This window comes from Ruegeria sp. PrR005 (genome assembly GCF_010500245.1).
GTDB lineage: Bacteria > Pseudomonadota > Alphaproteobacteria > Rhodobacterales > Rhodobacteraceae > Ruegeria_B > Ruegeria_B marisflavi.
Window position 1 is genome coordinate 22649 of the sequence record NZ_JAAGOX010000022.1, and the last position, 21169, is coordinate 43817.

General features: G+C 62.9%; 20 protein-coding genes. 8 read left to right on the forward strand and 12 right to left on the reverse strand.

Annotation, left to right across the window (positions count from 1 at the left end; all coding sequences use genetic code 11):
- Positions 1 to 25: 25 nt before the first annotated feature.
- The 3 genes from G0P99_RS12645 to G0P99_RS12655 all read right to left on the reverse strand — a co-directional run bounded on the left by G0P99_RS12645 (position 26) and on the right by G0P99_RS12655 (position 2399).
- The gene (locus tag G0P99_RS12645) at positions 26 to 496 is read right to left on the reverse strand and encodes an Hsp20 family protein (RefSeq protein WP_164130315.1); all 471 of its coding nucleotides are present in this window, start codon (positions 494 to 496) and stop codon (positions 26 to 28) included.
- 125 nt (positions 497 to 621) lie between these two features.
- The gene (locus G0P99_RS12650) at positions 622 to 1443 is read right to left on the reverse strand and encodes a serine protease (protein ID WP_164130317.1); all 822 of its coding nucleotides are present in this window, start codon (positions 1441 to 1443) and stop codon (positions 622 to 624) included.
- The gene (locus G0P99_RS12655) at positions 1440 to 2399 is read right to left on the reverse strand and encodes a serine protease (RefSeq protein ID WP_239059807.1); all 960 of its coding nucleotides are present in this window, start codon (positions 2397 to 2399) and stop codon (positions 1440 to 1442) included. Before G0P99_RS12655 ends, G0P99_RS12650 begins: the two co-directional genes overlap by 4 nt.
- A 60-nt stretch (positions 2400 to 2459) precedes the next feature.
- Here G0P99_RS12655 and G0P99_RS12660 point away from each other — a divergent pair, with 60 nt between their 5' ends.
- Entirely contained in the window at positions 2460 to 3629 is a 1170-nt protein-coding gene (locus G0P99_RS12660) for a YbfB/YjiJ family MFS transporter (protein WP_164130319.1), read from the forward strand.
- Between the two features lie 2 nt (positions 3630 to 3631).
- Here the strand turns inward: G0P99_RS12660 and glcF are convergent, their stop codons facing one another.
- From glcF to G0P99_RS12675, 3 genes are all read right to left on the reverse strand, one after another.
- Positions 3632 to 4954, reverse strand: coding sequence for a glycolate oxidase subunit GlcF (glcF, locus tag G0P99_RS12665; RefSeq protein ID WP_164130321.1), 1323 nt, complete (start codon positions 4952 to 4954; stop codon positions 3632 to 3634).
- A gap of 3 nt (positions 4955 to 4957) precedes the next feature.
- Positions 4958 to 6043: an FAD-binding protein gene (locus tag G0P99_RS12670; RefSeq protein WP_203583105.1), complete on the reverse strand. Its 1086-nt coding sequence runs from the start codon at positions 6041 to 6043 to the stop codon at positions 4958 to 4960.
- A 70-nt stretch (positions 6044 to 6113) separates the two neighbouring features.
- Positions 6114 to 7562 (reverse strand): FAD-linked oxidase C-terminal domain-containing protein, encoded by a 1449-nt coding sequence (locus tag G0P99_RS12675; RefSeq protein ID WP_164130325.1) that lies wholly within the window; start codon positions 7560 to 7562, stop codon positions 6114 to 6116.
- Positions 7563 to 7642: 80 nt separating this feature from the next.
- Here G0P99_RS12675 and G0P99_RS12680 point away from each other — a divergent pair, with 80 nt between their 5' ends.
- Together G0P99_RS12680 and G0P99_RS12685 are read left to right on the forward strand one after the other, a co-directional pair.
- Positions 7643 to 8365, forward strand: coding sequence for a DUF599 domain-containing protein (locus tag G0P99_RS12680; protein ID WP_164130327.1), 723 nt, complete (start codon positions 7643 to 7645; stop codon positions 8363 to 8365).
- 35 nt (positions 8366 to 8400) lie between these two features.
- Positions 8401 to 8748, forward strand: a complete 348-nt coding sequence (locus G0P99_RS12685; protein ID WP_164130329.1) for a hypothetical protein — start codon at positions 8401 to 8403, stop codon at positions 8746 to 8748.
- A gap of 57 nt (positions 8749 to 8805) precedes the next feature.
- Here the strand turns inward: G0P99_RS12685 and G0P99_RS12690 are convergent, their stop codons facing one another.
- The 6 genes from G0P99_RS12690 to G0P99_RS12715 all read right to left on the reverse strand — a co-directional run bounded on the left by G0P99_RS12690 (position 8806) and on the right by G0P99_RS12715 (position 15726).
- The gene (locus tag G0P99_RS12690; RefSeq protein WP_164130331.1) at positions 8806 to 9726 is read right to left on the reverse strand and encodes an ABC transporter permease; all 921 of its coding nucleotides are present in this window, start codon (positions 9724 to 9726) and stop codon (positions 8806 to 8808) included.
- Positions 9727 to 9732: 6 nt separating this feature from the next.
- A complete protein-coding gene (locus G0P99_RS12695) occupies positions 9733 to 11016 on the reverse strand; it encodes an ABC transporter permease (RefSeq protein WP_164130333.1) in 1284 nt (427 codons plus the stop codon).
- Positions 11017 to 11084: 68 nt separating this feature from the next.
- Positions 11085 to 12158, reverse strand: coding sequence for an ABC transporter substrate-binding protein (locus G0P99_RS12700; RefSeq protein WP_164130335.1), 1074 nt, complete (start codon positions 12156 to 12158; stop codon positions 11085 to 11087).
- Positions 12159 to 12271: 113 nt separating this feature from the next.
- The gene (locus G0P99_RS12705) at positions 12272 to 13372 is read right to left on the reverse strand and encodes an ABC transporter ATP-binding protein (RefSeq protein WP_164130337.1); all 1101 of its coding nucleotides are present in this window, start codon (positions 13370 to 13372) and stop codon (positions 12272 to 12274) included.
- Between the two features lie 202 nt (positions 13373 to 13574).
- A complete protein-coding gene (locus G0P99_RS12710) occupies positions 13575 to 14969 on the reverse strand; it encodes an aspartate aminotransferase family protein (RefSeq protein WP_164130339.1) in 1395 nt (464 codons plus the stop codon).
- Positions 14970 to 15042: 73 nt separating this feature from the next.
- Entirely contained in the window at positions 15043 to 15726 is a 684-nt protein-coding gene (locus G0P99_RS12715; RefSeq protein ID WP_164131152.1) for a GntR family transcriptional regulator, read from the reverse strand.
- Between the two features lie 146 nt (positions 15727 to 15872).
- Here G0P99_RS12715 and G0P99_RS12720 point away from each other — a divergent pair, with 146 nt between their 5' ends.
- The 5 genes from G0P99_RS12720 (at position 15873) to G0P99_RS12740 (ending at position 21169) form a co-directional block, all read left to right on the forward strand.
- Entirely contained in the window at positions 15873 to 16958 is a 1086-nt protein-coding gene (locus tag G0P99_RS12720) for a polyamine ABC transporter substrate-binding protein (RefSeq protein ID WP_164130341.1), read from the forward strand.
- A gap of 83 nt (positions 16959 to 17041) precedes the next feature.
- Entirely contained in the window at positions 17042 to 18169 is a 1128-nt protein-coding gene (locus G0P99_RS12725) for an ABC transporter ATP-binding protein (RefSeq protein WP_164130343.1), read from the forward strand.
- Positions 18169 to 19050, forward strand: coding sequence for an ABC transporter permease subunit (locus tag G0P99_RS12730; RefSeq protein ID WP_164130345.1), 882 nt, complete (start codon positions 18169 to 18171; stop codon positions 19048 to 19050). The genes G0P99_RS12725 and G0P99_RS12730 overlap by 1 nt, the downstream gene beginning before the upstream one ends.
- A complete protein-coding gene (locus G0P99_RS12735) occupies positions 19047 to 19865 on the forward strand; it encodes an ABC transporter permease (RefSeq protein WP_164130347.1) in 819 nt (272 codons plus the stop codon). Before G0P99_RS12730 ends, G0P99_RS12735 begins: the two co-directional genes overlap by 4 nt.
- Positions 19862 to 21169, forward strand: coding sequence for an FAD-binding oxidoreductase (locus tag G0P99_RS12740; protein ID WP_164130349.1), 1308 nt, complete (start codon positions 19862 to 19864; stop codon positions 21167 to 21169). The genes G0P99_RS12735 and G0P99_RS12740 overlap by 4 nt, the downstream gene beginning before the upstream one ends.

A 21169-nucleotide genomic window follows, 5' to 3' on the forward strand; every position in this document is an offset into this window, starting at 1 on the left:
ACCGCAGGGGCGGGCGGATCCGAGGTCAGTTAACCGCCTTGGCCTCGACGAGATCGGACTCGTCGGCAGGTTTGACCGAGGCAATCTCGATCCGGCGGGGCTTCAGCGCTTCGGGCACTTCGCGCTTCAGGTCGATGTGCAGCATGCCGTTTTCATGGCTGGCGCCGGTGACACGCACATGATCGGCCAGGGTGAACCGGCGTTCGAATGCGCGGGTGGCAATGCCGCGATGCAGATAGGTCCGTGCGGTGTCATCGGCCGCTTTGCGGGCCGCTACCACCAGGGCGTTTTCCTTGACTTCGACCGACAGGTCGCTGTCGGCGAAACCGGCCACGGCGATCGAGATGCGATAGGCGTCGGGCGCGGTCTTTTCGATGTTGTACGGCGGATAGCTCGGCTGGGTCACGTCGCTGGTCATCACGCGGTCCATCAGATCGGCGATCTGATCGAAACCGATGGTGGCACGGTGCAGCGGAGCAAAGTCGAAAGTACGCATGGGACAATCCTCTTCTTCGAGCGATTTGTGATGAGTGCCCTCCTGTACGGACGGGCGGTTTTCCACACCGGACCCCGCCCTGCGGCGATCCGGTACACTCGAGATGGGAAAGACTGGTCCGGGTTTCAAGACCCGCCGGGGCGGATGAACTTGGGGCCGGTTCCAGAGCTGCCGGACAGGCCGCTGCCGACCTTGAGCCGTTTGATCGCGGCCTGTGGGGCAGGAGTGTCGCGCCGCATCTGGCGTTTGAGATCCTCGACCGTGCCGGACAGTTCCATGCCAAAGCCGACCGGGCGGCCCTCGACCGAGGTTCCGGCCGAAACCAGTGACAATATGCGACCCCGGCTACCCTCGTGCGCCAGAATGGCCGCGCCGGACGAGCCAAAGGTCACGTCGCAGTCAAAGGACATCAGCCCGGCCTGCCGCCACAGCAACTGGCACGAGCGCTGGCGCGAGATCGCCTCGGCCCGACCGCGCCCATAGGACGAGACGCTGATTTCGCTGCCGCTGAGGTCGCCGGAATGCAGGGCAAAGGGATCGGCCAGCGCGGTGGGGATCGGATCGGCCAGCCGCATCAGTGCCACATCGGCGCGGATGCGGTCGGCCGACGGGGCGGCATTGGGGATGAACCCGTCGGGGGTGACGATCTGAACCACGGTGCGTTCGGCAACCGACTTGCCATCGCGGAACCCGGCGCGAAAGGTGATCTCGCCGGGCTGGTAATGGGCCCGTGTACGGGCGTCGAAGGCGCAGTGCGCTGCGGTCAGCACCAGGTCCGGGGCGATCAGGGTGCCGGTGCAGAACCCGGTACCGGTGATGTCGAGCCGCCCGACCGCCTCCCATCCAAAGAGGTCATCGCGCTCGGTCAGGCGGCGCAGACCCGAATTCTGCGCCGCCGCCGGCAGGGTGAGGCAAAGGCCAAGGAGAAGGGCGAGCAGAGCCCTCATGGCTTGACGAACTTTGCCCCGGAAACGGTGCCGGTGCCGCCGGGTGTGCTGCGGTTGACGCGCGGCAGGGTGCCGGGCGCGGCGGGGGCTGGGTTTTCCAGCCCCGCCTTGAGCAGCACGAGCGTTTCCCCCAGGGACGAGCCCAGCGCGACGCGCGCCCCTTCGACCTCGGCCTTGGCCGAGACAACGGACACGATGCGGGGATGATCGCCGTCAAAGCTGAAGACAGGTGCGCCCGACGAGCCGAAATCGACATCGCAGGACATCACCAGCACCCCTTGCTGACGGGCCATTACCGGGCAGAGCCGTTGCAGCGACGGTGCCTCGGCCCGATCGTGGGCATAAGACACGACGCCGACCGACTCGCCGGTCCGGGGCTGGTTGCCGGTTTCGAACGGGATCACGGTGGTGTTGCGGATCGGCTGTTGCAGTTGCAGCAGGGCAACATCGTTGCGGACGCGGTCGGCCGAGACATCGCCATCAAACCGATAGTCCGGGTGTTCGACGGCGCGGCGCACCGGGCGATAGGCCGAAGCTGCACCCCGCCGCCAACCGGCCAGAAACTCGATCCGGGTCGGGTCGATCCGCTGTTTCGTGCGTTTGTCGTAAAGGCAATGCGCGGCGGTCAGAACCAGGTCGGGCGCGATCAGCGCACCGGTACAGAACCCGGTGCCATCGACATCAAGCCGCCCGACCGCCAGCCATTCGCGGCCCGCGTCGGTGGTTTCCAGGCTTTGCAGTCGGGTCGCCTGGGCCTGTGCAACAACCGGCAGCGCGGCCAGCGCAAGTGTGATGATCCATTTGTACACGTGGCCCTCCTGCAACGGCTGCTGTTCGGGGTACGGGATGCGTGGGGCGAAAATGGGGCGCAGTCTGGGCATCTTGGCGCGCCGCGTGCTCTGCCGTGGCTTGCGCCGCGTGGCCAAGCTTGGCAGGGTCGCGTCAGGCTTGCGCATGGCGCGACGCCGCAGTCAGAACGAGGGTTCCCAATTGCAATTTTGTCGAGCGGTCAGGCCATGACGCTGTCTGCATCTCGGTCGTGGCTGGTTCTGGCGGGATTGGCGCTGGGCGTGACGGTGACCAACGGGTTTGCCCGTTTTGCCTACGGCCTGCTGCTGCCCGCGATGAAATCGGAGATGCAGTGGAACTATGCCCAGGCGGGCTGGCTGAACACCGCCAATGCGCTGGGGTATATCGCGGGCGCGGTGCTGACCATGGTGGCGATCCGGCGCGTCGGACCGGTACGCCTGTTCATCACCGGGCTGATTGCCACCACGCTGGCGCTGCTGGCCACCGGAGTGAATGCCGAACTGTGGTGGCAAACCCTGTGGCGCATTCTGGCCGGGTTTTTTGGCGCGATGTCCTTTTCCACTGCCGGAACGCTGACCGCTGGCCTGTTCCGCGACGATCCAAGGCGCAACGCGCTGGCCATCGCGATCCTGTTCGGGTCGGGCGGGGGGCTGGGCATCGTTCTGGCCGGTGCCGCGCTGCCGCTGTTTCTGGAGGCGTATGGCCCGGCGGCCTGGCCGCTGGCCTGGTATCTGATCGGCGGCGCCAGCCTGACCTTCCTGCCGCTTGCCCTGTGGGCTGCGGTGCAACAACCCGCCCCGGTCCAGTCGCAGGCCGGGCATGCCCCGTTGCCGCTGCGCCGGATGCTGCCTGAGCTGGCGGGCTATGCCGGATTTGGGCTGGGATATATCGTGTACCTGACCTTCCTCTCGGCCTGGATGACCGAGCAGGCGGCCAGTGCCCCTTTCATCGCGCTGGTCTGGGTGATCCTGGGGCTGTGCATCTCGGTCTCGCCGCTGGTGTGGCGGCCGGTGCTGGCGCGGCATGCCTCGGGCCTGCCGCTGGCGATGATCCTGACCGGTATCGCCGTTGGCTCAGCCTTGCCGGTGGTGTTGCCCAATGGTCCGGCCCTGCTGGTCTCGGCGGTGGTTTTTGGCCTGTCGGTGTTCATGGCGCCGGGCGCGGTGACCAATTTCGCGCGCCAGAACCTGCCGCCGGAAAGCTGGGGCCGGGCGATCAGCCTGTTCACAGTGGTGTTCGCAGTGGCCCAGACGCTCGGCCCCTATGGCGCGGGGCTGGTCGGCGATCTGGTCGGAGATATCGGCATAAGCCTTCTGGTCGCCGCCGGCCTCTTGCTGGCCGGGGCGGCGATTGCGTTGCGGCAGAAACCGCTCTGAGATTAGCGCAGGATCGGCACCTCGGGTGCGCGTTTGCCCGGTGCCGTCATCGCCGGAGGCTGCGGTCCGCCCGTAGCCCAATCCAGCAGTTCGACCGTGTGCATGATGGGCAGTTCGGTCCCCGAACCGATCTGCATCAAACAGCCGATATTGCCCGCCGCGATCAGGTCGGGCTTTTTTGCCTCAAGCGTGCGGATCTTGCGGGCCTTTAGCTTGCCCGAGATCTCGGGCTGCATCAGGTTATAGGTTCCGGCCGAGCCGCAGCACAGGTGGCTGTCGGCAGGTTCGACCACCGAAAAGCCCGCCCGTTTCAGCAGGTCCTTGGGATAGGTCTTGATCTTTTGCCCGTGTTGCAGCGAGCAGGCGGCGTGATAGGCCACGGTCAACCCCTTGTCGGTCCCTTCTGGCAGGTCGAGCTGCATCAACAGCTCGCTTATGTCCATGGCGATGGCCGATACCCTGGCGGCCTCGGCCGCCAGCGGCTCGTTGCGGAACATGTGGCCGTAATCCTTGACGGTGGTGCCGCAGCCGCTGGTGTTGATCACGATGGCATCAAGACCGGCGCCATCCATCTCGCGCACCCAGGCACGGATGTTCTTGGCCGCCGTAGCGTGGCTCTCGCTCGTGCGCCCCATGTGATGGGTCAGCGCACCGCAGCAGCCCGCGCCCTCGGCCACCACGACCTCGCAGCCCAGCCGGGTCAGCAGGCGGATAGTGGCATCATTGATATCTGTGTTCAGCGCCTTTTGCGCACAGCCTGTCATCAGGGCGACCCGCTTCTTGCGCGTGCCAGCCGGTGCAAAGCTCTGCGGATCGTCGTTGCGGCTGACCGGCGGGATATGTTTCGGCGCCATGTCGAGCATCGCGCGCAGCCGCGCATCGGGCATCAACCCGCGGAACGGACGGCCGATCTTGGCCCCCAAGAGCGCCAGCCGGAACCGTGTGGGATAAGGCAGGATGCGCGCCAGAATCCAGCGCAGCGCCCGGTCGCTGAACGGTCGGCGGTAGGTCTGCTCGATATACTCGCGCGCATGATCGACCAGATGCATGTAATGCACGCCCGAGGGGCAGGTCGTCATGCAGGCCAGGCAACTCAGGCAACGGTCGATATGCTTGACCGTTTTGGCATCCGGCACCCGGCTGTTTTCCAGCATGTCCTTGATCAGGTAGATGCGCCCGCGCGGGCTGTCGAGCTCGTCGCCCAGCACCTGATAGGTCGGGCAGGTGGCGGTACAGAACCCGCAATGCACGCAGGAACGCAGGATCTCGTTGGCGCGCTGGATGCCGGGATCGGTCAGTTGTTCGGCGGTGAAATTCGTCTGCATCGCTTACCCCATAAGTCCCGGATTGAAGAGCCCTTTCGGGTCGAACCGCTGCCGCAATCCGCGCGACAGGGCGGCGAGCGGAGCCGGTTCCGGCTGGAACATGGCGCGCTGGGTCCGGTCGCCCCGGACCAGTGTCGCATGGCCCGCAAACTCGCCCAGCCGACCGCGCAGGTCGGCGCCTTCGGGCATCAGCGCCCAGATCAGCCCGCCGCCCCAGTCGAACAGCAGCGCTTCGGCCTTGCAGCGCTCGGCCAACTCTGGCGCGTCGCCCGGTTTCACCGAGATCCGCCAGACATCGCCCACGCGCCCTTGGAACGGGGTCACGTCACGAATGCCCGGCCAGGGATCGTCCTCCAGCCGCGCCACCGTTCCAAATGGTGCAAACAACCGGCTTAGCGCCTCCGCCCGATAGTCGACCGAGGCTTCGAACCCCTCGATCCGAACCAGAGCCTGCCCCAGGGCCGGATCATAGGCCGCGCCGGTCACCTCATAGGGAGAGCCCAGCCCGGCCGACAGCGCGCGCACCGCGGTTCCCGCATCGGGCACAGAAACCATCAGCGTGGCTTGTGTCTCGGCTTTTGGCAGCACCTTCAGCGAGACCTCGCTCAGCACCCCCAGCGTGCCCCAGGACCCGGCCATCAGCTTGACGAGGTCATAGCCGGTGACATTCTTCATCACCCGGCCACCATTGCTGATCACCTGGCCCATGCCGTCGACATAGCGCACGCCCAGCAGGAAATCGCGCGCCGCGCCCGCCTGTATCCGGCGGGGGCCCGAGATATTGCCAGCCACCACGCCGCCGATGGTGGGCGTGCCCTCGGTCGCCATCACCCCGCGATGATCCATCGGCTCAAACGCCAGCCGCTGCCCTTCAGCGGCCAGCGCCGTCTCGATCTCGGCCACGGGCGTTCCGGCCTTGGCGACCAGCGTCAGCGCGCCGGGCTCATAGAGCGTGATGCCGCTCAGCCCCGAGACGTCCAACTCGGCATCCGGCCCCGGCACGCCCCGCGTCCCGCCGCCCCGTATCCGGACCGGAGCAGTCAGCCCGGCCACGATCTGGGCCAGTTCGGCCTCGCTTTCTGGTCTCAGCATTGGCTTTCCTCTTGCTGAAAATATCCCGGGGGGAATTGGCCGCAGGCCAAGGGGGGCAGCGCCCCCGCTACTCCGCGGCCACCTGTACCGCGCGTCGGCTTTCCGAGACCGACAGCGGAAACACCTTGGCGGGGTTCAACAGCCACTGCGGGTCGAACACGTCCTTGACCGCCATCTGCGCCTCAAGATCTTCTGCTGCGTATTGGTGCAGCATCAGGTCGCGTTTCTCGATCCCTACCCCGTGTTCGCCGGTCAGGCAGCCGCCCGCATCGACGCAGAGTTTCAGGATATCGGCGCCAAATGCCTCACATTTCTCCAGGTCACCCGGCATGTTGGCATTGAACAGGATCAGCGGGTGCATGTTGCCATCGCCCGCGTGGAACACGTTGCCTACTTTCAGACCGTATTCGCGGCTGAGTTCGCCAATCCGGCGCAGCACCATCGGCAGGGCGGAGACGGGGATAGTGCCGTCGAGGCACATGTAGTCGTTGATCTGCCCCATGGCGCCAAAGGCCGACTTGCGGCCCAGCCAGATGCGGGCGCTTTCCTCGGCCGATTGGCTTTCACGCAGTTCCAGCGGGTTATGGCGCCGGGCGATCTCGATGATGCGGGTCAACTGGTCGTCGATTTCGGCCTCGGACCCCTCGACCTCGACAATCAGCAGTGCTTCGCATTGCGGGTAACCGGCCTTGGCAAATGCTTCGCAAGCCTCGATGCAGAGCCGGTCCATGAACTCGATCGCCACCGGCAGCACGCCGGCCTTGATGATGTCGCTGACGCAGGCGCCGGCGACCTCGTTGCTGTCGAACGCCATCAGCACCGGGCGTGCACCCTCGGGCTTGCGCAGGATGCGCAGCGTGGCTTCGGTGACCACGCCCAATTGCCCCTCGGACCCGCAGATGACACCGAGCAGGTCCAGCCCGCCCGCATCCAGATGCGCGCCGCCGATCTCGACCACGGTGCCGTCCATCAGCACCATGGTGACACCCAGCAGGTTGTTGGTGGTCACCCCGTATTTCAGGCAATGCGCCCCGCCCGAGTTCATCGCGATATTGCCCGCGATGGCGCAGGCCAGCTGTGACGAGGGGTCGGGGGCGTAAAAGAAATCCTCTGCCTCGACCGCTCCGGTGACGCTCAGGTTGGTGCGACCCGATTGCACCCGGATGATGCGGTTGTCATAGTCCGTCTCCAGCACCTCGTTCATCCGCGCCACGCCCAGGATCACGCTGTCGGCGGTGGGCAAGGCGCCACCCGCCAGCGACGTGCCCGAGCCGCGCGGCACCACCGGTACGCCCTCTTCATGGCAGATCCGCAGCACATCCGACACTTGCTGCGTGCTCGACGGAAGCACTGCCAGCAGCGGCGGGCAGCGATAGGCGGTCAGCGCGTCACATTCATAGGCTCGGGTCTCGGACAGGTCGTCGATCACCGCGTCGGCGGGCAAGACCTGCCGCAGCCGTTGCACCAGGCGCGGTTTCTTGGCCAGAACGGTCGGGTTCGGGGTGGGCATGTCCATGAACAATCCTCCATCTGGTAAATTAATATTACCAATTTTAGGTTCTGGCAAGAAAAACCGGTAAGCCGTACTGTCGCGCCATGACCTGGACTGACCGCATACTTGTTTTTTCCGCGTTCGACTATGGCGCCGTGGCCGCGCTGATCTGTTGCTGGGTCTGGATCGGCTGGCGGATCGAGCATCCGGCGCCGGGAAGGCCGTCTGTTTCGGCTCTGATGGCCGATTTCCGGCGCGACTGGATGCGCCAGATGGTGACCCGGCAACCACGGGTGTTCGACGCGCAACTGATTTCGATCATGCGGCAGGGAACCTCCTTCTTTGCCTCGACGGCGGTGATCGCGGTGGGGGGCGGGCTGGCGCTGATCGGCAATACCGACCGGCTGGCCGGGGTGGCCGACGATCTGGCGCTGGGCGTGGCGCCCGCGCTGGTCTGGGAGATCAAGATACTGATCGTGCTACTTTTCCTGTCGAACGCGTTTCTGAAATTCGTCTGGGCGAACCGGTTGTTCGGCTATTGCGCGGTGTTGATGGCGGCGGTGCCGAACGATCCCGAAGACCCGCATTGTTTCCCGCGGGCGGCGCAGGCCGCCGATATCAACATCACCGCCGCCCGCAGTTTCAACAAAGGGCTGAGGGCCACGTATTTTGCGCTGGCCTCGGTCGCCTGGTTCGCGGGGCCGCTGGCGTTGGTCGCGGCGGCCGTGGTGACGACGGTCATCCTGTATCGGCGCGAGTTCGCGTCGCATTCGCGCGAGGTGCTGTTGCGGCTGCCGGCGGATAGCGGGTCGCACACGCCATCGTGAAACGCGCCAAACCGGTGTTGCGATAGACTGCGGTAATGCGCAGCCTGTTTCCCTTGCTTTTCGTGGCCTCACCCGTTCTGGCCGATCCCCCATCCATCGAAGCGGTAACCGCGACTCGAGCGGCCGACGGGTGGCGATTCGACGTGACACTGCGCCACCCGGATACCGGTTGGGACCACTATGCCGACGGCTGGCGAGTGCTGGACTTGCAGGGCAACGAAATCGGGATGCGGACCTTGTTGCATCCCCATGAGACAGAGCAGCCCTTTACCCGGTCCTTGAGCGGGGTACAGCTTGCCGAAGGGGCGCGGCAGGTTCAGGTGCAGGCCCGGTGCAATGTCGATGGCTGGGCACCCGTGATGCAAATCGTGGACATCAAGTAGATCGCAAAAGAAAAGGGCCGGTCACCCGGCCCCCTGGTCTTTGATTTGCGGATCCGATCAACCGGGCGACATGCCGCGCAGCCGTTCCGAGCGGCGGCGCAGCAGTTCCACCACCGTCAACAGGGCGATCGAGATGATCACCAGGATCGTGGCCACCGACAGAATCGCCGGGCTGATCTGTTCGCGGATACCGTTCCACATCTGGCGCGGGATCGTCTGTTCGTCGAGTCCGCCGACAAAGAGCACCACCACAACCTCGTCAAACGAGGTGACAAAGGCAAAGAGCGCGCCCGAGATCACACCGGGCAGGATCAGCGGCATTTGTACCCGAAGGAAGGTGGTGACCGGATCGGCGCCCATGTTGGCGGCGGCCCGGGTCAGCGAGTGGTCGAAACCCACCAGCGTTGCGGTCACGGTGATGATCACGAAGGGAATGCCAAGGGTGGCATGCGCCAGAATGATGCCCAGATAGGGAATGCCCCAATCCTGGATCCGGATCGACGAGTAAAAGAAGAACAGACCGGTCGCGGTAATGATGATCGGCACGATCATCGGCGAAATCAGGATTGCCATCACCGCGCGGCGGCCCGGCATCTCGGGCCGCGACAGGCCCAGGGCGGCAATCGTGCCCAGGGTGGTCGCCAGGATCGTCGAGAAGAAGCCGATGATGATCGAGTTCTTGGTCGCCTGGATCCATTGCGCGTTCGACCATGCGTCGGCCCACCAGGATCCGTCGCGCGGCGCTTCGGGGGCCTGCATGCCAAAGGTCAGCAGCAGGTCGTACCAGCGCATCGAATAGCCCTCGGGATCGAACTTCAGCATCTTGTCGCTGAAGGTGAAGTAGGGCTCGGCGTTGAAGCTGAGCGGGATGATCACCAGGATCGGTGCGATCAGGAAGATGAAGATCGCGACACATATCACCAGGTAGGTGTAGTGCCAGACCCGTTCCAGCGTCGAGGCATGTTTGGGAAGAGCCATGTGCGGTTACCCCAGCTTCAGGTTGTCGATGCCCACGAGCTTGTCGTAGAGCCAATAAAGGAGCAGCACACCGCCAAGCAGCAGCGCGGCCAGAGCGGCGGCCAGCGACCAGTTAAGCGATTTCTGCATATGGAAGGCGATCAGGTTCGAGATCAGCTGCCCGTCGGCGCCGCCGACAAGGGCGGGGGTGATGTAGTACCCGACAGCCAGGATGAACACCAGGAGCGCGCCGGCGCCAATGCCGGGCACGGTCTGCGGAAAGTAGATGCGGCGGAATGCTGTCCAGCTGGTCGCGCCCAGAGAGCGCGCGGCGCGCACATAGGACGGGTTGATCATCCGCATTACCGAATAGAGCGGCAGCACCATGAAGGGCAGCAGGATATGTGTCATCGCAATGACGGTGCCGGTGCGGTTGTACATCATCTGCAACCGGTTATCGTCACCCAGCAGACCCATGCCGACCAGCGCGTCGTTCACCACGCCCTGGCTTTGCAGCAGAACCATCCAGCTGGTGGTCCGCACCAGAAGCGAGGTCCAGAAGGGCAAAAGAACCAGGATCATCAGCAGGTTCGAATGGCGCAACGGCAGGGTCGCCAGCAGATGCGCGATCGGGTAGGCCAGCACGAAGGTGAGGAAGGTGATCAGCAGCGACAGGGTCAGCGTGCGGGTGAACAGCTTGACATAGACCTGCCGGTTTTCCGGCACCATCACGATAGAGCCGTCGGCATCACGCTCGCGGTCGATCGCGGCCAGATAGAAGTTCAAGGTGTAGGACGACGAAGCACCGCGCATCGCCTGCCACAGGTCCGGGTTGCCCCAATCCTTGTCGAGGTCCAGCAGCGCCTCTTTGTAAGGCGGTTCCAGCTTGTTGGCACTGCGGGCGGCCTTGGTGAACATCGAGCGCGAGCCCGACAGTTCATAGTTGATGCGCGTCCCGGCCTGGCCAGGTGCCTTCAGCTCGCGCAGCACAACTAGGTCGGCGGCCAGCGCGGCATAGGCCTCTTCGTTTGGCTCGGTACCGGGCGGGTTGGCGTCGAACCAAGCGGCGAGATTGGTCATGATCGGCGTACGGTCGCCGGTTGTGACGTCTTCCTGCCAGGTGAACCCTTCGTTGTAGACCGATTTGTACAGCATTTGACCGATCGGAAAGACGAAGGTGATCAGGATAAAGGCCAGTAGTGGCAGCACGAGCAGGAAAGCCCGGCGGCGGGCGCGGGCCTGAGCTCGCATCAGCGCCCCTTTGAGCGGTTTGCCGTCAGCGGTCGTTAGCGGCTGAGCGATATCGGTCATCTGGCGTTGTCCTGGATATTCGGGAAAGGCTGGGCCGCCCCCCGGTGGGGAACGGCCCGGTTTTCAGATCAGTTCGCCAGCCAGGCGTTGAAGCGCTCGTTCAGTTCGGCGTCCTTGTCGACCCAGAACTCGAAGTTGTTGACCAGCGCGTTCTTCAGGGCTGCTTCCGAGGTCGGCATGTGCGGCGCCATCTCGGTCTTGCCGTCCTGATAGAGGCCGACCAGAGCGCCCGAAGATTTGCGTGCCGGGCCATAGCTGATCCACTTGGCCTGGTCCGCCAGCGCCTGGGTGCTGGTCGAGAAGGCGATGAACTGCATCGCGGCTTCTTTGTTAGGCGCGCCTTTCGGGACCACGAACAGGTCGAAGTCGAGGATCTGGCCGTCCCACATGATCTCGAAGGGCTGGCCTTCGGCAACGGCTGCGTTGAAGATACGGCCGTTATAGGCGGTCGACATCACAACTTCGCCGTCTGCCAGCAGCTGCGGCGGCTGTGCGCCGGCTTCCCACCAGACGATATCGCCCTTGATCCGGTCGAGCACGGCGAATGCGCGGTCGACGCCTTCGTCGGTGTCGAGCACTTCATAGACTTCGTTTGCCGGAACGCCATCGCCCATCAGAGCCATTTCCAGCGTCGCCTTGGCCGACTTGCGCAGGCCGCGCTTGCCCGGGATCTTGCCGGTGTCGAAGAAATCGGCGATCGAGGCCGGTGCCATCGAAACGTTGGCGGTGTTATAGGCAACCGCGGTCGACCACACGATGTTGGCGACTGCGCAATCCTGGATCGCACCGTCGATGAAGTCGTCGGTGGCTGCGGTGCCATCGGGTGCGGCAGCCAGCATGCCCGGATCGATTTCTTCCAGCAGGCCTTCGTCGCAGAGGCGCACGGCGTCCGAGAACTCGACGTCGGCGACGTCGACCGACACGTTACCGGCTTCGACCTGTGCCTTGATCGGGGTTGCCGGGTTGTCGGCGTCGACCGAGTTCACCTTGATGCCGGTCGCCGCGGTGAAGGGCTTGTGATAGGCCTCAACCTGGCTCTTGGCATAGGCGCCGCCCCAGGACATGACGGTGACTTCTTGCGCCGAGACGGCAAAGGCCGCCGACGTCAGAGCTGTTGCCAGCAATGCGGTCTTGAGTTTCATGTAGTTCTCCCATGTTGACCATTTTGGTTCGGTTTTTTGGATCGGTCGAAGCACGCCCCGGCCGTTTCCGAATTCAGCGCCCGTGAAAACGGGCGCGTGTTTGCGGCACCGGATCAGGCGTCCAGCGCGCGGCAATCTTCGGGCAGCCAGCCGATCTCGATCTGGGCGCCGGGCTCGAGGCGGACCTGGTCGGGTGCGTTCCGGGTCTTGATGATGAATTCATCATTGCCGGCCACCTTCAGGCGGGTGCGGAAAATGTCACCCATATAGATGAACTCCATCACCTCGGCCTTGAGCGTATGCGCGCCAGGTTTGAGCCGCGATTTGTTGAATTCGACCCGTTCCGGGCGGATCGACACCCGCGTGCGTTCGCCGGGCTTGCTGACGTTGACCGGTTTGCAGTCGATCAACTCGCCATCGTCCAGCCGCACCACCGCGATACCATCGCGGACTTCCATGACCTCGCCTTCGAGCGTGTTGTTCTCGCCGATGAACTGGGCGACGAAGCTGTTGGCCGGTTGTTCGTACAACTCGTCGGGCGGCGCCAGCTGTTGGATCACGCCGTCGTTGAACACGGCCACCCGGTCCGACATGGTCAGCGCTTCGGTCTGATCGTGGGTCACGTAGACAACGGTGATACCCAGGTCATGAGCCAGGCGGGTAATTTCGAACTGCATCTTCTCGCGCAGCTGCTTGTCGAGCGCGCCCAGGGGTTCGTCCATCAACACCAGTTCGGGTTCGAACACCAGCGCACGCGCCAGCGCGACCCGCTGTTGCTGACCACCAGACAATTGTGCCGGCCGGCGTCCGCCAAAACGACCCATTTCCACCATATCGAGCGCGCGCTTGATCTTCTCTTCGCGGTCGGACTTGCCGATCTTGCGTACCTCAAGCGGGAAGGCGAGATTTTCGGCGATCGTCATGTGGGGGAACAGGGCATAGTTCTGGAACACCATGCCGATGCCGCGCTTGTGCGGCGGGATGTTGTTGATCGGGCGCCCGTCCAGCTTGATCTCGCCATGTGTGGCTGTTTCGAACCCGGCCAGCATCATCAGGCAGGTCGTCTTTCCCGAACCCGACGGCCCAAGCATGGTCAGGAACTGGCCCTTAGGCATGGTGAGATTAAGGTCTTTGACGACTAGAGTTTCGCCATCATAACTCTTCTGAACGCGTTCGAATTCAACGAACGCGTCATTGCTGGCGCGTGTGGTCAATGCCACCTCCCCGTAATGAACGTACTGGCGATCTGCGTCGCGATTGACCCAAAGTTAAGCGCGCATGGCGGGTCGTTGCAACCGAATTGCGACAGTTTCAATACAGTTGCGACGCTTTCTGAGGGCATTCGACCAAGAGGGGCGAAAAAACAGGCCGCTGAAAAAACAGCGGCCTGTCGATTCTCTGCGGGTGCCTAACGGGTCAGGCGGCGCTTTTCAGAAGTCCGCGTTCGTTGATCTCGGCATGCGCTTCGTCCAGCGACTTGCGGATACGCACAAACATCTCGTCAATCTCGTCCGGGGTGATGACCAGCGGCGGGGAAATGATCATCCGGTCACCGACGTGGCGCATGATGACGTTGTTCTTGAAGCAGCGCTCGCGGCAGATATAGCCGATCGTGCCCGGTTCCGACGCGAACTTCGCGCGGCTTTCCTTGTTCGGGGTCAGGGCGATGGAGCCCATCATGCCCACGATCTTTGCCTCACCCACCAGCGGATGATCCAGCAGGGCCTCCCATTTCTGCTTGAGATAGGGGGCGGTCACGTCGCGGACCCGGTCGACAATCTTCTCTTCTTCGAGAATGCGCAGGTTTTCGAGCGCCACGGCCGCGGCCACCGGGTGACCGGAATAGGTGTAGCCATGGTTGAACTCATCCATGCCGATGACTTCGGCCACCTCGTCGCAGATGATCGAGGCGCCGATCGGCACATAGCCCGAGCTCATGCCCTTGGCGACGGTCATGATGTGCGGGCGGATGCCCAGGGTTTCGCAGCCGAACCAGTTGCCGGTACGGCCGAACCCGCAGATCACCTCGTCCGCGATTAGCAGGATGCCATACTTGTCGCAAATGCGCTGGATCTCGGGCCAATAGGTGTCGGGCGCCACAATGACGCCACCGGCGCCCTGCACCGGTTCTGCGATAAAGGCCGCGACGCGGTCCTGACCCAGTTCCAGGATCGCCTCTTCCAGCTCGCGGGCGCGGGCCAGGCCGAATTCGGCCGGGGCCATGTCGCCGCCCTCGGCCCACCAGTTGGGCTGGTTGATGTGGTGGATGTTCGGAATCATGCCGCTTTGCGCATGCATTCCGGCCATGCCACCCAGCGCGGACGAGGCGACCGAGGAACCGTGATAGGCATTCTTGCGGCTGATGATGATGTTCTTGTCCGACTGGCCCTTGTTTTGCCAGTAGGTGCGCACAAGGCGGATATTGGTGTCGTTGGCGTCGGATCCGCCCGAGGAGAAGAACACGTGGTTCAGATCGCCGGGCGCCAGTTCCGCCAGTTTCTGGGCCAGTGCGATGACCGGCACATGGGTGGTCTTGAAGAAGGTGTTGTAATAGGGCAGCTCGCGCATCTGGCGGGCGGCGACCTCGGCCAGTTCGTCACGGCCATAGCCGATGTTGACGCACCACAGGCCGGCCATCCCGTCGAGGATCTCTTCGCCTTCGCTGTCGGTCAGCCACACACCCTTGGCACGGGTGATGACACGGGCGCCTTCGCGGCCAAGTTCGGTATTGGCCGAAAACGGGTGAACATGATGTGCGGCATCCAGCGCCTGCAACTCGGCCGTGGGCATGTGGTTGGTAATTGTCACCATCGGGTGAGTCTCCTGCGAAATTCGGTTTAGGGGCAGAATATGATCAAATTTTTCGGTGTCAAATCGAATCGTGTCACGCCTCGTTTTCGGATAGCACGCCAAGCATCTGTTCCATGCCTTGTTCGACGTCCTGCTCCATTGCGCGCGCAACGCCTTCGGCATCCCCGGCGCGCAGGGCATCCAGCATTTCCTTGTGCCGGTCGGGCAGGTTCTGGGTGCCGAATCGGCCGCATACAACCCGCAGCGACGGACCGAAGCGAAGCCACAGCCGATCCGCCATTTCGGTGAGAATCGGCGCATCCGCGATTGCGTAGAGTAAAGCGTGGAAATCGTAGTTGGACCTCAGATAGCCGCTGACATCTCCGGTCTCGATTGCGAGGTCCAGGGCGATATCCAAATGGTCCAAAGCTTCGACCGCCGCCGGCGTCATCTTCTGCGCGGCGCGGCGTGCAAGCTCGGCCTCGATTGATTTCCTTACGAAAATGACCTGGCGCAGATCCTCTTGCGTCAGCACCGGCACACTGATGCGGCGATTGCCCTGGAACATCAGCGCGCCCTCGGACATCAGGCGGCGGATCGCTTCGCGCACAGGGGTCATGCCAACACCGAGCGAATCAGTCAGTCCCTGGATGGTTACAGCCTGTCCCGGAGCCAGCTCTCCGAACAGAATCATGGCCCTCAACGTCTGGTACACCTGTTCGTGAACAGGTTGTTTCGTGTCCTGTTGGACGGGTTTCGACGCCTGTTTTTTGATCATATTCAAAGGACTTGCCCCTATTTCGACATCACGGCTTGTCAGGTGTTCTACTTGATGAAAACATAAACACTGTTGCCGTAGAAGGCAAAACTTGATCAAATCTAGGCAGGCGGGAAAATACCCTCCAGCTCGCAGGGAGACATTCAATGACTTTTAAATCGCTGACACTCACGGCGGTGATGGCGCTGGCCACATCGGCGGCCTTCGCCGAAGAGGTGCGCGTCTACAACTGGTCGGACTACATCGACGAAGAGTTGCTGACCAAGTTCGAAGAAGAAACCGGCATCAAGTTGATCTACGACGTGTTCGACAGCAACGAGGTTCTGGAGACCAAGATGCTGGCCGGCGGGTCCGGCTATGACGTTGTGGTGCCCACCGGGACTTTCCTTCAGCGTCAGATCCAGGCCGGCGCGTTCCAGAAACTGGACATGTCGAAACTGCCGAACCACGCCAACATGTGGGACCTGATCGAGTCGCGCACTGCGCAATACGACCCCGGCAACGAATATTCGATCAACTACATGTGGGGCACAACCGGTCTGGGTGTGAACGTCGGCAAGGTCAAGGAAGTGCTGGGCGAAGACGCGCCGATGAACAGCATGGATCTGGTGTTCAAGCCCGAGAATATGGAAAAGCTGGCCGCCTGTGGCGTGCATTTCCTGGATGCACCGACCGAGATCATCCCGGCAGCTCTCAAGTATCTGGGCGAGAACCCGGACAGCCACGAAGCCGACGTGATCGAAAAGGTAGAACCGCTGCTGATGGGAGTGCGGCCTTACATTCAGAAGTTCCACAGCTCGGAATACATCAACGCGCTGGCCAATGGCGATATCTGCGTCGCGGTCGGCTGGTCGGGTGACATTCTTCAGGCCCGTGATCGCGCCGCCGAAGCGGACAACGGTGTCGAGATCGAATACCACGCCTTCAAGCAAGGGTCGCTGATGTGGTTTGACCAGATGGCGATCCCTGTCGACGCGCCGAACCCCGACGCCGCGCACAAGTTCCTGAACTTTATCATGGACGCGCAGAACATGGCGGCGGCGTCGAACTATGTTTACTACGCCAACGGCAACAAGGCCTCGCAAGAGTTCCTGGTCGAGGATGTGATCGGCGATACCGCCATCTATCCGGACGACGAAACCATGCAGAACCTCTATACCACCTCGCCCTATCCGGCGAAGACGCAGCGGACCGTGACCCGCCTGTGGACCAAGATCAAGTCGGGCACCTGATCGCCGACATCAATTGCGGGGCGGGCCGAGTGGCCTGCCCCGTTGCGTCTACCCCACTTTAACGAGACAGACGGGGGCTTACCTTGCAATCTTCGAAATTTGCGCCTTGGGACGATCCTGACGCGAAACCGTTGATCCGTTTCAAGAACGTGACCAAGCGGTTTGGTGAATTCACTGCAATCGACAACCTGACACTGGATATTTACGAGCGTGAGTTCTTTGCTCTGCTCGGTCCCTCGGGTTGTGGCAAGACGACCATGATGCGCATGCTGGCCGGGTTCGAAAGCCCGACCGAAGGCGTGATCGAACTGGCCGGGCAGGATATCGCCCCGGTGCCGCCGAACAAGCGGGCGGTGAACATGATGTTCCAGTCCTATGCCCTGTTCCCGCATTTGTCGGTCTGGGACAACATCGCCTTTGGCCTGCGCCGTGACCGCATGCCCAAGCGTGATGTCGAAGATCGCGTGGAAGAGATGCTGCGGTTGGTCCGGCTGGAGAAATTCGCAAAGCGCAAGCCGCACCAAATCTCGGGCGGGCAGCGGCAGCGGGTTGCACTGGCACGGTCGCTGGCCAAGGCGCCAAAGCTGTTGTTGCTGGACGAACCGCTGGGGGCGCTGGACAAGAAGCTGCGTCAGGATACCCAGTTCGAACTGATGGACATCCAGGAAAAGACCGGCACCACCTTTGTCATCGTGACCCACGACCAGGAAGAGGCGATGACCGTCGCCAGCCGGGTGGCGGTGATGGATCAGGGGCAGTTGATGCAGGTGTCGACCCCGGACCGCATCTATGAAACGCCCAATTCTGTCTATGTTGCCGATTTCATCGGCGACGTGAACATCATCCAGGGCCGTGCCACGCCCGAAGGCGAAGAGACCTATCGGATTGACTGGTCCGAGGGGGTGCAACCCCTGACGGCCAAATCGTCGAACGAGTTCGCGGCCGGTCAGACTTGTCATCTGGCCATTCGACCCGAAAAGGTGGCGATCACGGCCGAACGCCCCGAGGATGCCGCCAATGCGGTGCAGGGCCGGGTGCATGACATTGCCTATCTGGGCAACCTGTCGACCTATTACGTGGAACTGCCCAACGGTACGATCATCAAGGCGCAGACCTCGAACACGCGCCGGATCTCGCGCCGGACCTTTACATGGGAAGACACTGTCTGGCTGTCCTGGACGGCCACGGCGGGCGTTCTGCTGGCCAACTGATGCGCAGATTTCTTCTGATCGCCATTCCCTATGCCTGGCTTACGGTGCTGTTTCTGGTGCCGTTCGCCATCGTGTTCAAAATCTCGCTGTCGGACTATGCCGTCTCGATCCCGCCTTATGTGCCCCAGTTCGACTGGGCCGAGGGGATCATGGCGTTCATCCGCGAACTGGATTTCGAGAACTTCGTCTTTCTGACCGAGGACGACCTGTATTGGAAAGCCTATCTGAGCAGTCTCAAGATCGCCATTTCGGCGACCTTTCTAACGCTCTGCGTTGGTTACCCAATCGCCTATGGCATGGCCCGCGCGCCCGAGGAATGGCGCCCGACGCTGATGATGCTGGTCATCCTGCCGTTCTGGACCTCGTTCCTGATCCGGGTCTATGCCTGGATGGGGATCCTGTCGAACGAGGGATATCTGAACCAGGTCCTGCTGTGGACCGGGATCATCAACGAGCCGCTGACCATCCTGAATACAAATACCGCAGTCTATATCGGTATCGTTTACACCTATCTGCCCTTCATGATCCTGCCGGTTTACTCGGCCCTCGACCGTCTTGACGGATCATTGATCGAGGCGGCCGAGGATCTGGGCTGCTCACGGGCAAAGGCATTCTGGCTGGTGACCATTCCGCTGTCGCGGCCGGGCATCATCGCGGGCTGTTTCCTGGTCTTCATCCCGACATTGGGTGAATTCGTCATCCCGTCGCTGCTGGGTGGATCGGGCACGCTGATGATCGGCAAGGTGTTGTGGGAAGAGTTCTTCTCCAACCGCGACTGGCCGGTAGCCTCGGCTGTGGCAGTCATCCTGCTGCTGATCCTGGTGATCCCGATCGTGCTGTTCCAGCGCAATCAACAGAAACAGGCGGAGGCGGAGCAATGAACAGGCTGAGCTGGTTCAATACCGTATCCCTGACCCTGGGATTCGCCTTTCTCTACATCCCGATGGTCATCCTGATCGTCTACAGCTTCAACGAAAGCAAGCTGGTGACGGTCTGGGCGGGCTTCTCGACCAAGTGGTATGGCGAGTTGCTGGGCAACGACGCGTTCCTGAGCGCGGCCTGGGTGACCGTGAAGGTCGCGGTGCTGTCCTCGACTTTCGCCACCGTCCTGGGCACCATGGGCGCCTATGTGCTGGTGCGCGGCGGGCGCTTCATGGGTCGGACCCTGTTTTCCGGCATGATCTATGCGCCGCTCGTCATGCCCGAGGTGATCACCGGCCTGTCGCTCTTGCTGCTGTTCATCGGCATCGGGATCGAGCGCGGTGTGATGACCATCGTTCTGGCTCATACGACCTTTTCGATGTGCTACGTGTCGGTGGTGGTGTCATCGCGACTGGTGACATTCGACCGCTCGCTGGAAGAGGCCGCGCTGGACCTCGGTTGTTCGCCGGCAGAGGCGTTCCGTCTGGTGACCCTGCCCATCATCGCGCCTGCGGTGATCTCGGGCTGGCTGTTGGCCTTTACCCTATCGCTTGACGATCTGGTCATCGCTTCGTTCACCTCGGGACCCTCGGCAACCACCCTGCCGATCAAGATCTTCTCGGCCGTGCGTCTGGGCGTCAGTCCGGAAATCAACGCGCTGAGTACGATCATGATCGGAATCGTCACGGTTGGGGTCATATCTGCCTCGCTGATCTCGAAACAGGCACTGGTTCGCCAGAAACGGGACGAGCAGGCGGCAGCACGCGCGCAATGAAGCGGATATTCTCTGACTTCGCCTATGGCGCCGGGCCGCGCCAGGCTTGCTGGTGGGACGAGACCATCGATGCGCCGGACTGGCCGGTCGCCTCTGGCGACATCCGGACGGATGTCGCCATTGTCGGCGGCGGTTTCACGGGCATGTCGGCCGCCCTGCATCTGTCCGAATGCGGCGTGGCGGTGACCCTGCTGGAAGCAGAGGCGCCCGGTTGGGGCGCCTCGGGGCGCAATGGCGGGTTCTGCTGCCTGGGTGGCACCAAGCTGAGCGATGCGCAAAAGCGCAGACGTTTTGGCGACGATGGCGCCCGGGCGTTCGACCAGGCCGAGGTGGACGCGGTCGACCTGGTCGCGGAGCTGATCGCGCGCCACGGGATCAATGCCGATACGCATTCCAAAGGGGAAACGCGGCTGGCGCATTCCGCGCGCGCCATGGAGTCCCTTCGGCGCGAGGCGGACGCGGGTCATGGAAGGCTGCACGAGAAACATGATCTGGAGGCTGATGGGCTGAACGGTCAGTTCTTCGGTGGGCTAACCAGCGATGTCGGATTTGCGCTGAACCCGCGCATGTATCTGTTCGGGATGGCTTCTGCGGCGGCCGCGCGGGGTGTACGCCAGTTCCGCAACAGCCCCGTGACCCGGATAGAGCCGGGTAGACGGGGTCATGTTCTGCATACGCCTGCGGCCCGGATCGAGGCAGAAACCGTGCTGATCTGCACCAATGGCTATTCCAGCGAGGACATGCCACCCTGGCTGGCGGGCCGCTATATGCCCGCGCAATCCAGTGTGATGGTAACCCGTCCGATGACCGATGCGGAGCTGCGGGCACAGGGCTGGACGTCGGATCAGATGGCCTATGACACCCGCAACCTCTTGCACTACTTCCGACTGATGCCGGATCGGAGGTTTCTGTTCGGGATGCGGGGTGGCTTGTTTTCCTCGCCCAGAGTCGAAGCGGCGATCCACGCCCGGATGCGTCGTCATTTCGATGCAATGTTCCCGGCCTGGACGGGGGTCGAGGCGACAAACCTGTGGTCCGGCATGGTGTGCCTTGCGCGGGATCTGATGCCCTATGTCGGGCCAGTTCCCGGGTCGCCGGGCATGTTCGCGGGGCTTGCCTATCACGGCAACGGGGTTGCGATGGGCACCTATTCGGGCCGCGCCTTGGCGCGGTTGGCGCTGGGCGAACCGGCGGATCTGCCGCTGGCCATGCAGGGTCCGCTCAGGCGGTTTCCCCTTGGTCGCTTCCGTCGCGCGGTAATGCCACCGGCCTATCTGGCCTTTGGACTGGCCGACCACCTTTGA

Excerpts from the sequence above, each read along its gene's own strand:
- G0P99_RS12645 (WP_164130315.1), bottom strand. The coding sequence starts at position 496 with ATGCGTACTTTCGACTTTGCTCCGCTGCACCGTGCCACCATCGGTTTC.
- G0P99_RS12650 (WP_164130317.1), bottom strand. The coding sequence starts at position 1,443 with ATGAGGGCTCTGCTCGCCCTTCTCCTTGGCCTTTGCCTCACCCTGCCG.
- G0P99_RS12655 (WP_239059807.1), bottom strand. The coding sequence starts at position 2,399 with ATGCGCAAGCCTGACGCGACCCTGCCAAGCTTGGCCACGCGGCGCAAG.
- G0P99_RS12660 (WP_164130319.1), top strand. The coding sequence starts at position 2,460 with ATGACGCTGTCTGCATCTCGGTCGTGGCTGGTTCTGGCGGGATTGGCG.
- glcF (WP_164130321.1), bottom strand. The coding sequence starts at position 4,954 with ATGCAGACGAATTTCACCGCCGAACAACTGACCGATCCCGGCATCCAG.
- G0P99_RS12675 (WP_164130325.1), bottom strand. The coding sequence starts at position 7,562 with ATGGACATGCCCACCCCGAACCCGACCGTTCTGGCCAAGAAACCGCGC.
- G0P99_RS12680 (WP_164130327.1), top strand. The coding sequence starts at position 7,643 with ATGACCTGGACTGACCGCATACTTGTTTTTTCCGCGTTCGACTATGGC.
- G0P99_RS12685 (WP_164130329.1), top strand. The coding sequence starts at position 8,401 with ATGCGCAGCCTGTTTCCCTTGCTTTTCGTGGCCTCACCCGTTCTGGCC.
- G0P99_RS12690 (WP_164130331.1), bottom strand. The coding sequence starts at position 9,726 with ATGGCTCTTCCCAAACATGCCTCGACGCTGGAACGGGTCTGGCACTAC.
- G0P99_RS12695 (WP_164130333.1), bottom strand. The coding sequence starts at position 11,016 with ATGACCGATATCGCTCAGCCGCTAACGACCGCTGACGGCAAACCGCTC.
- G0P99_RS12700 (WP_164130335.1), bottom strand. The coding sequence starts at position 12,158 with ATGAAACTCAAGACCGCATTGCTGGCAACAGCTCTGACGTCGGCGGCC.
- G0P99_RS12710 (WP_164130339.1), bottom strand. The coding sequence starts at position 14,969 with ATGGTGACAATTACCAACCACATGCCCACGGCCGAGTTGCAGGCGCTG.
- G0P99_RS12715 (WP_164131152.1), bottom strand. The coding sequence starts at position 15,726 with ATGATCAAAAAACAGGCGTCGAAACCCGTCCAACAGGACACGAAACAA.
- G0P99_RS12720 (WP_164130341.1), top strand. The coding sequence starts at position 15,873 with ATGACTTTTAAATCGCTGACACTCACGGCGGTGATGGCGCTGGCCACA.
- G0P99_RS12730 (WP_164130345.1), top strand. The coding sequence starts at position 18,169 with ATGCGCAGATTTCTTCTGATCGCCATTCCCTATGCCTGGCTTACGGTG.
- G0P99_RS12735 (WP_164130347.1), top strand. The coding sequence starts at position 19,047 with ATGAACAGGCTGAGCTGGTTCAATACCGTATCCCTGACCCTGGGATTC.
- G0P99_RS12740 (WP_164130349.1), top strand. The coding sequence starts at position 19,862 with ATGAAGCGGATATTCTCTGACTTCGCCTATGGCGCCGGGCCGCGCCAG.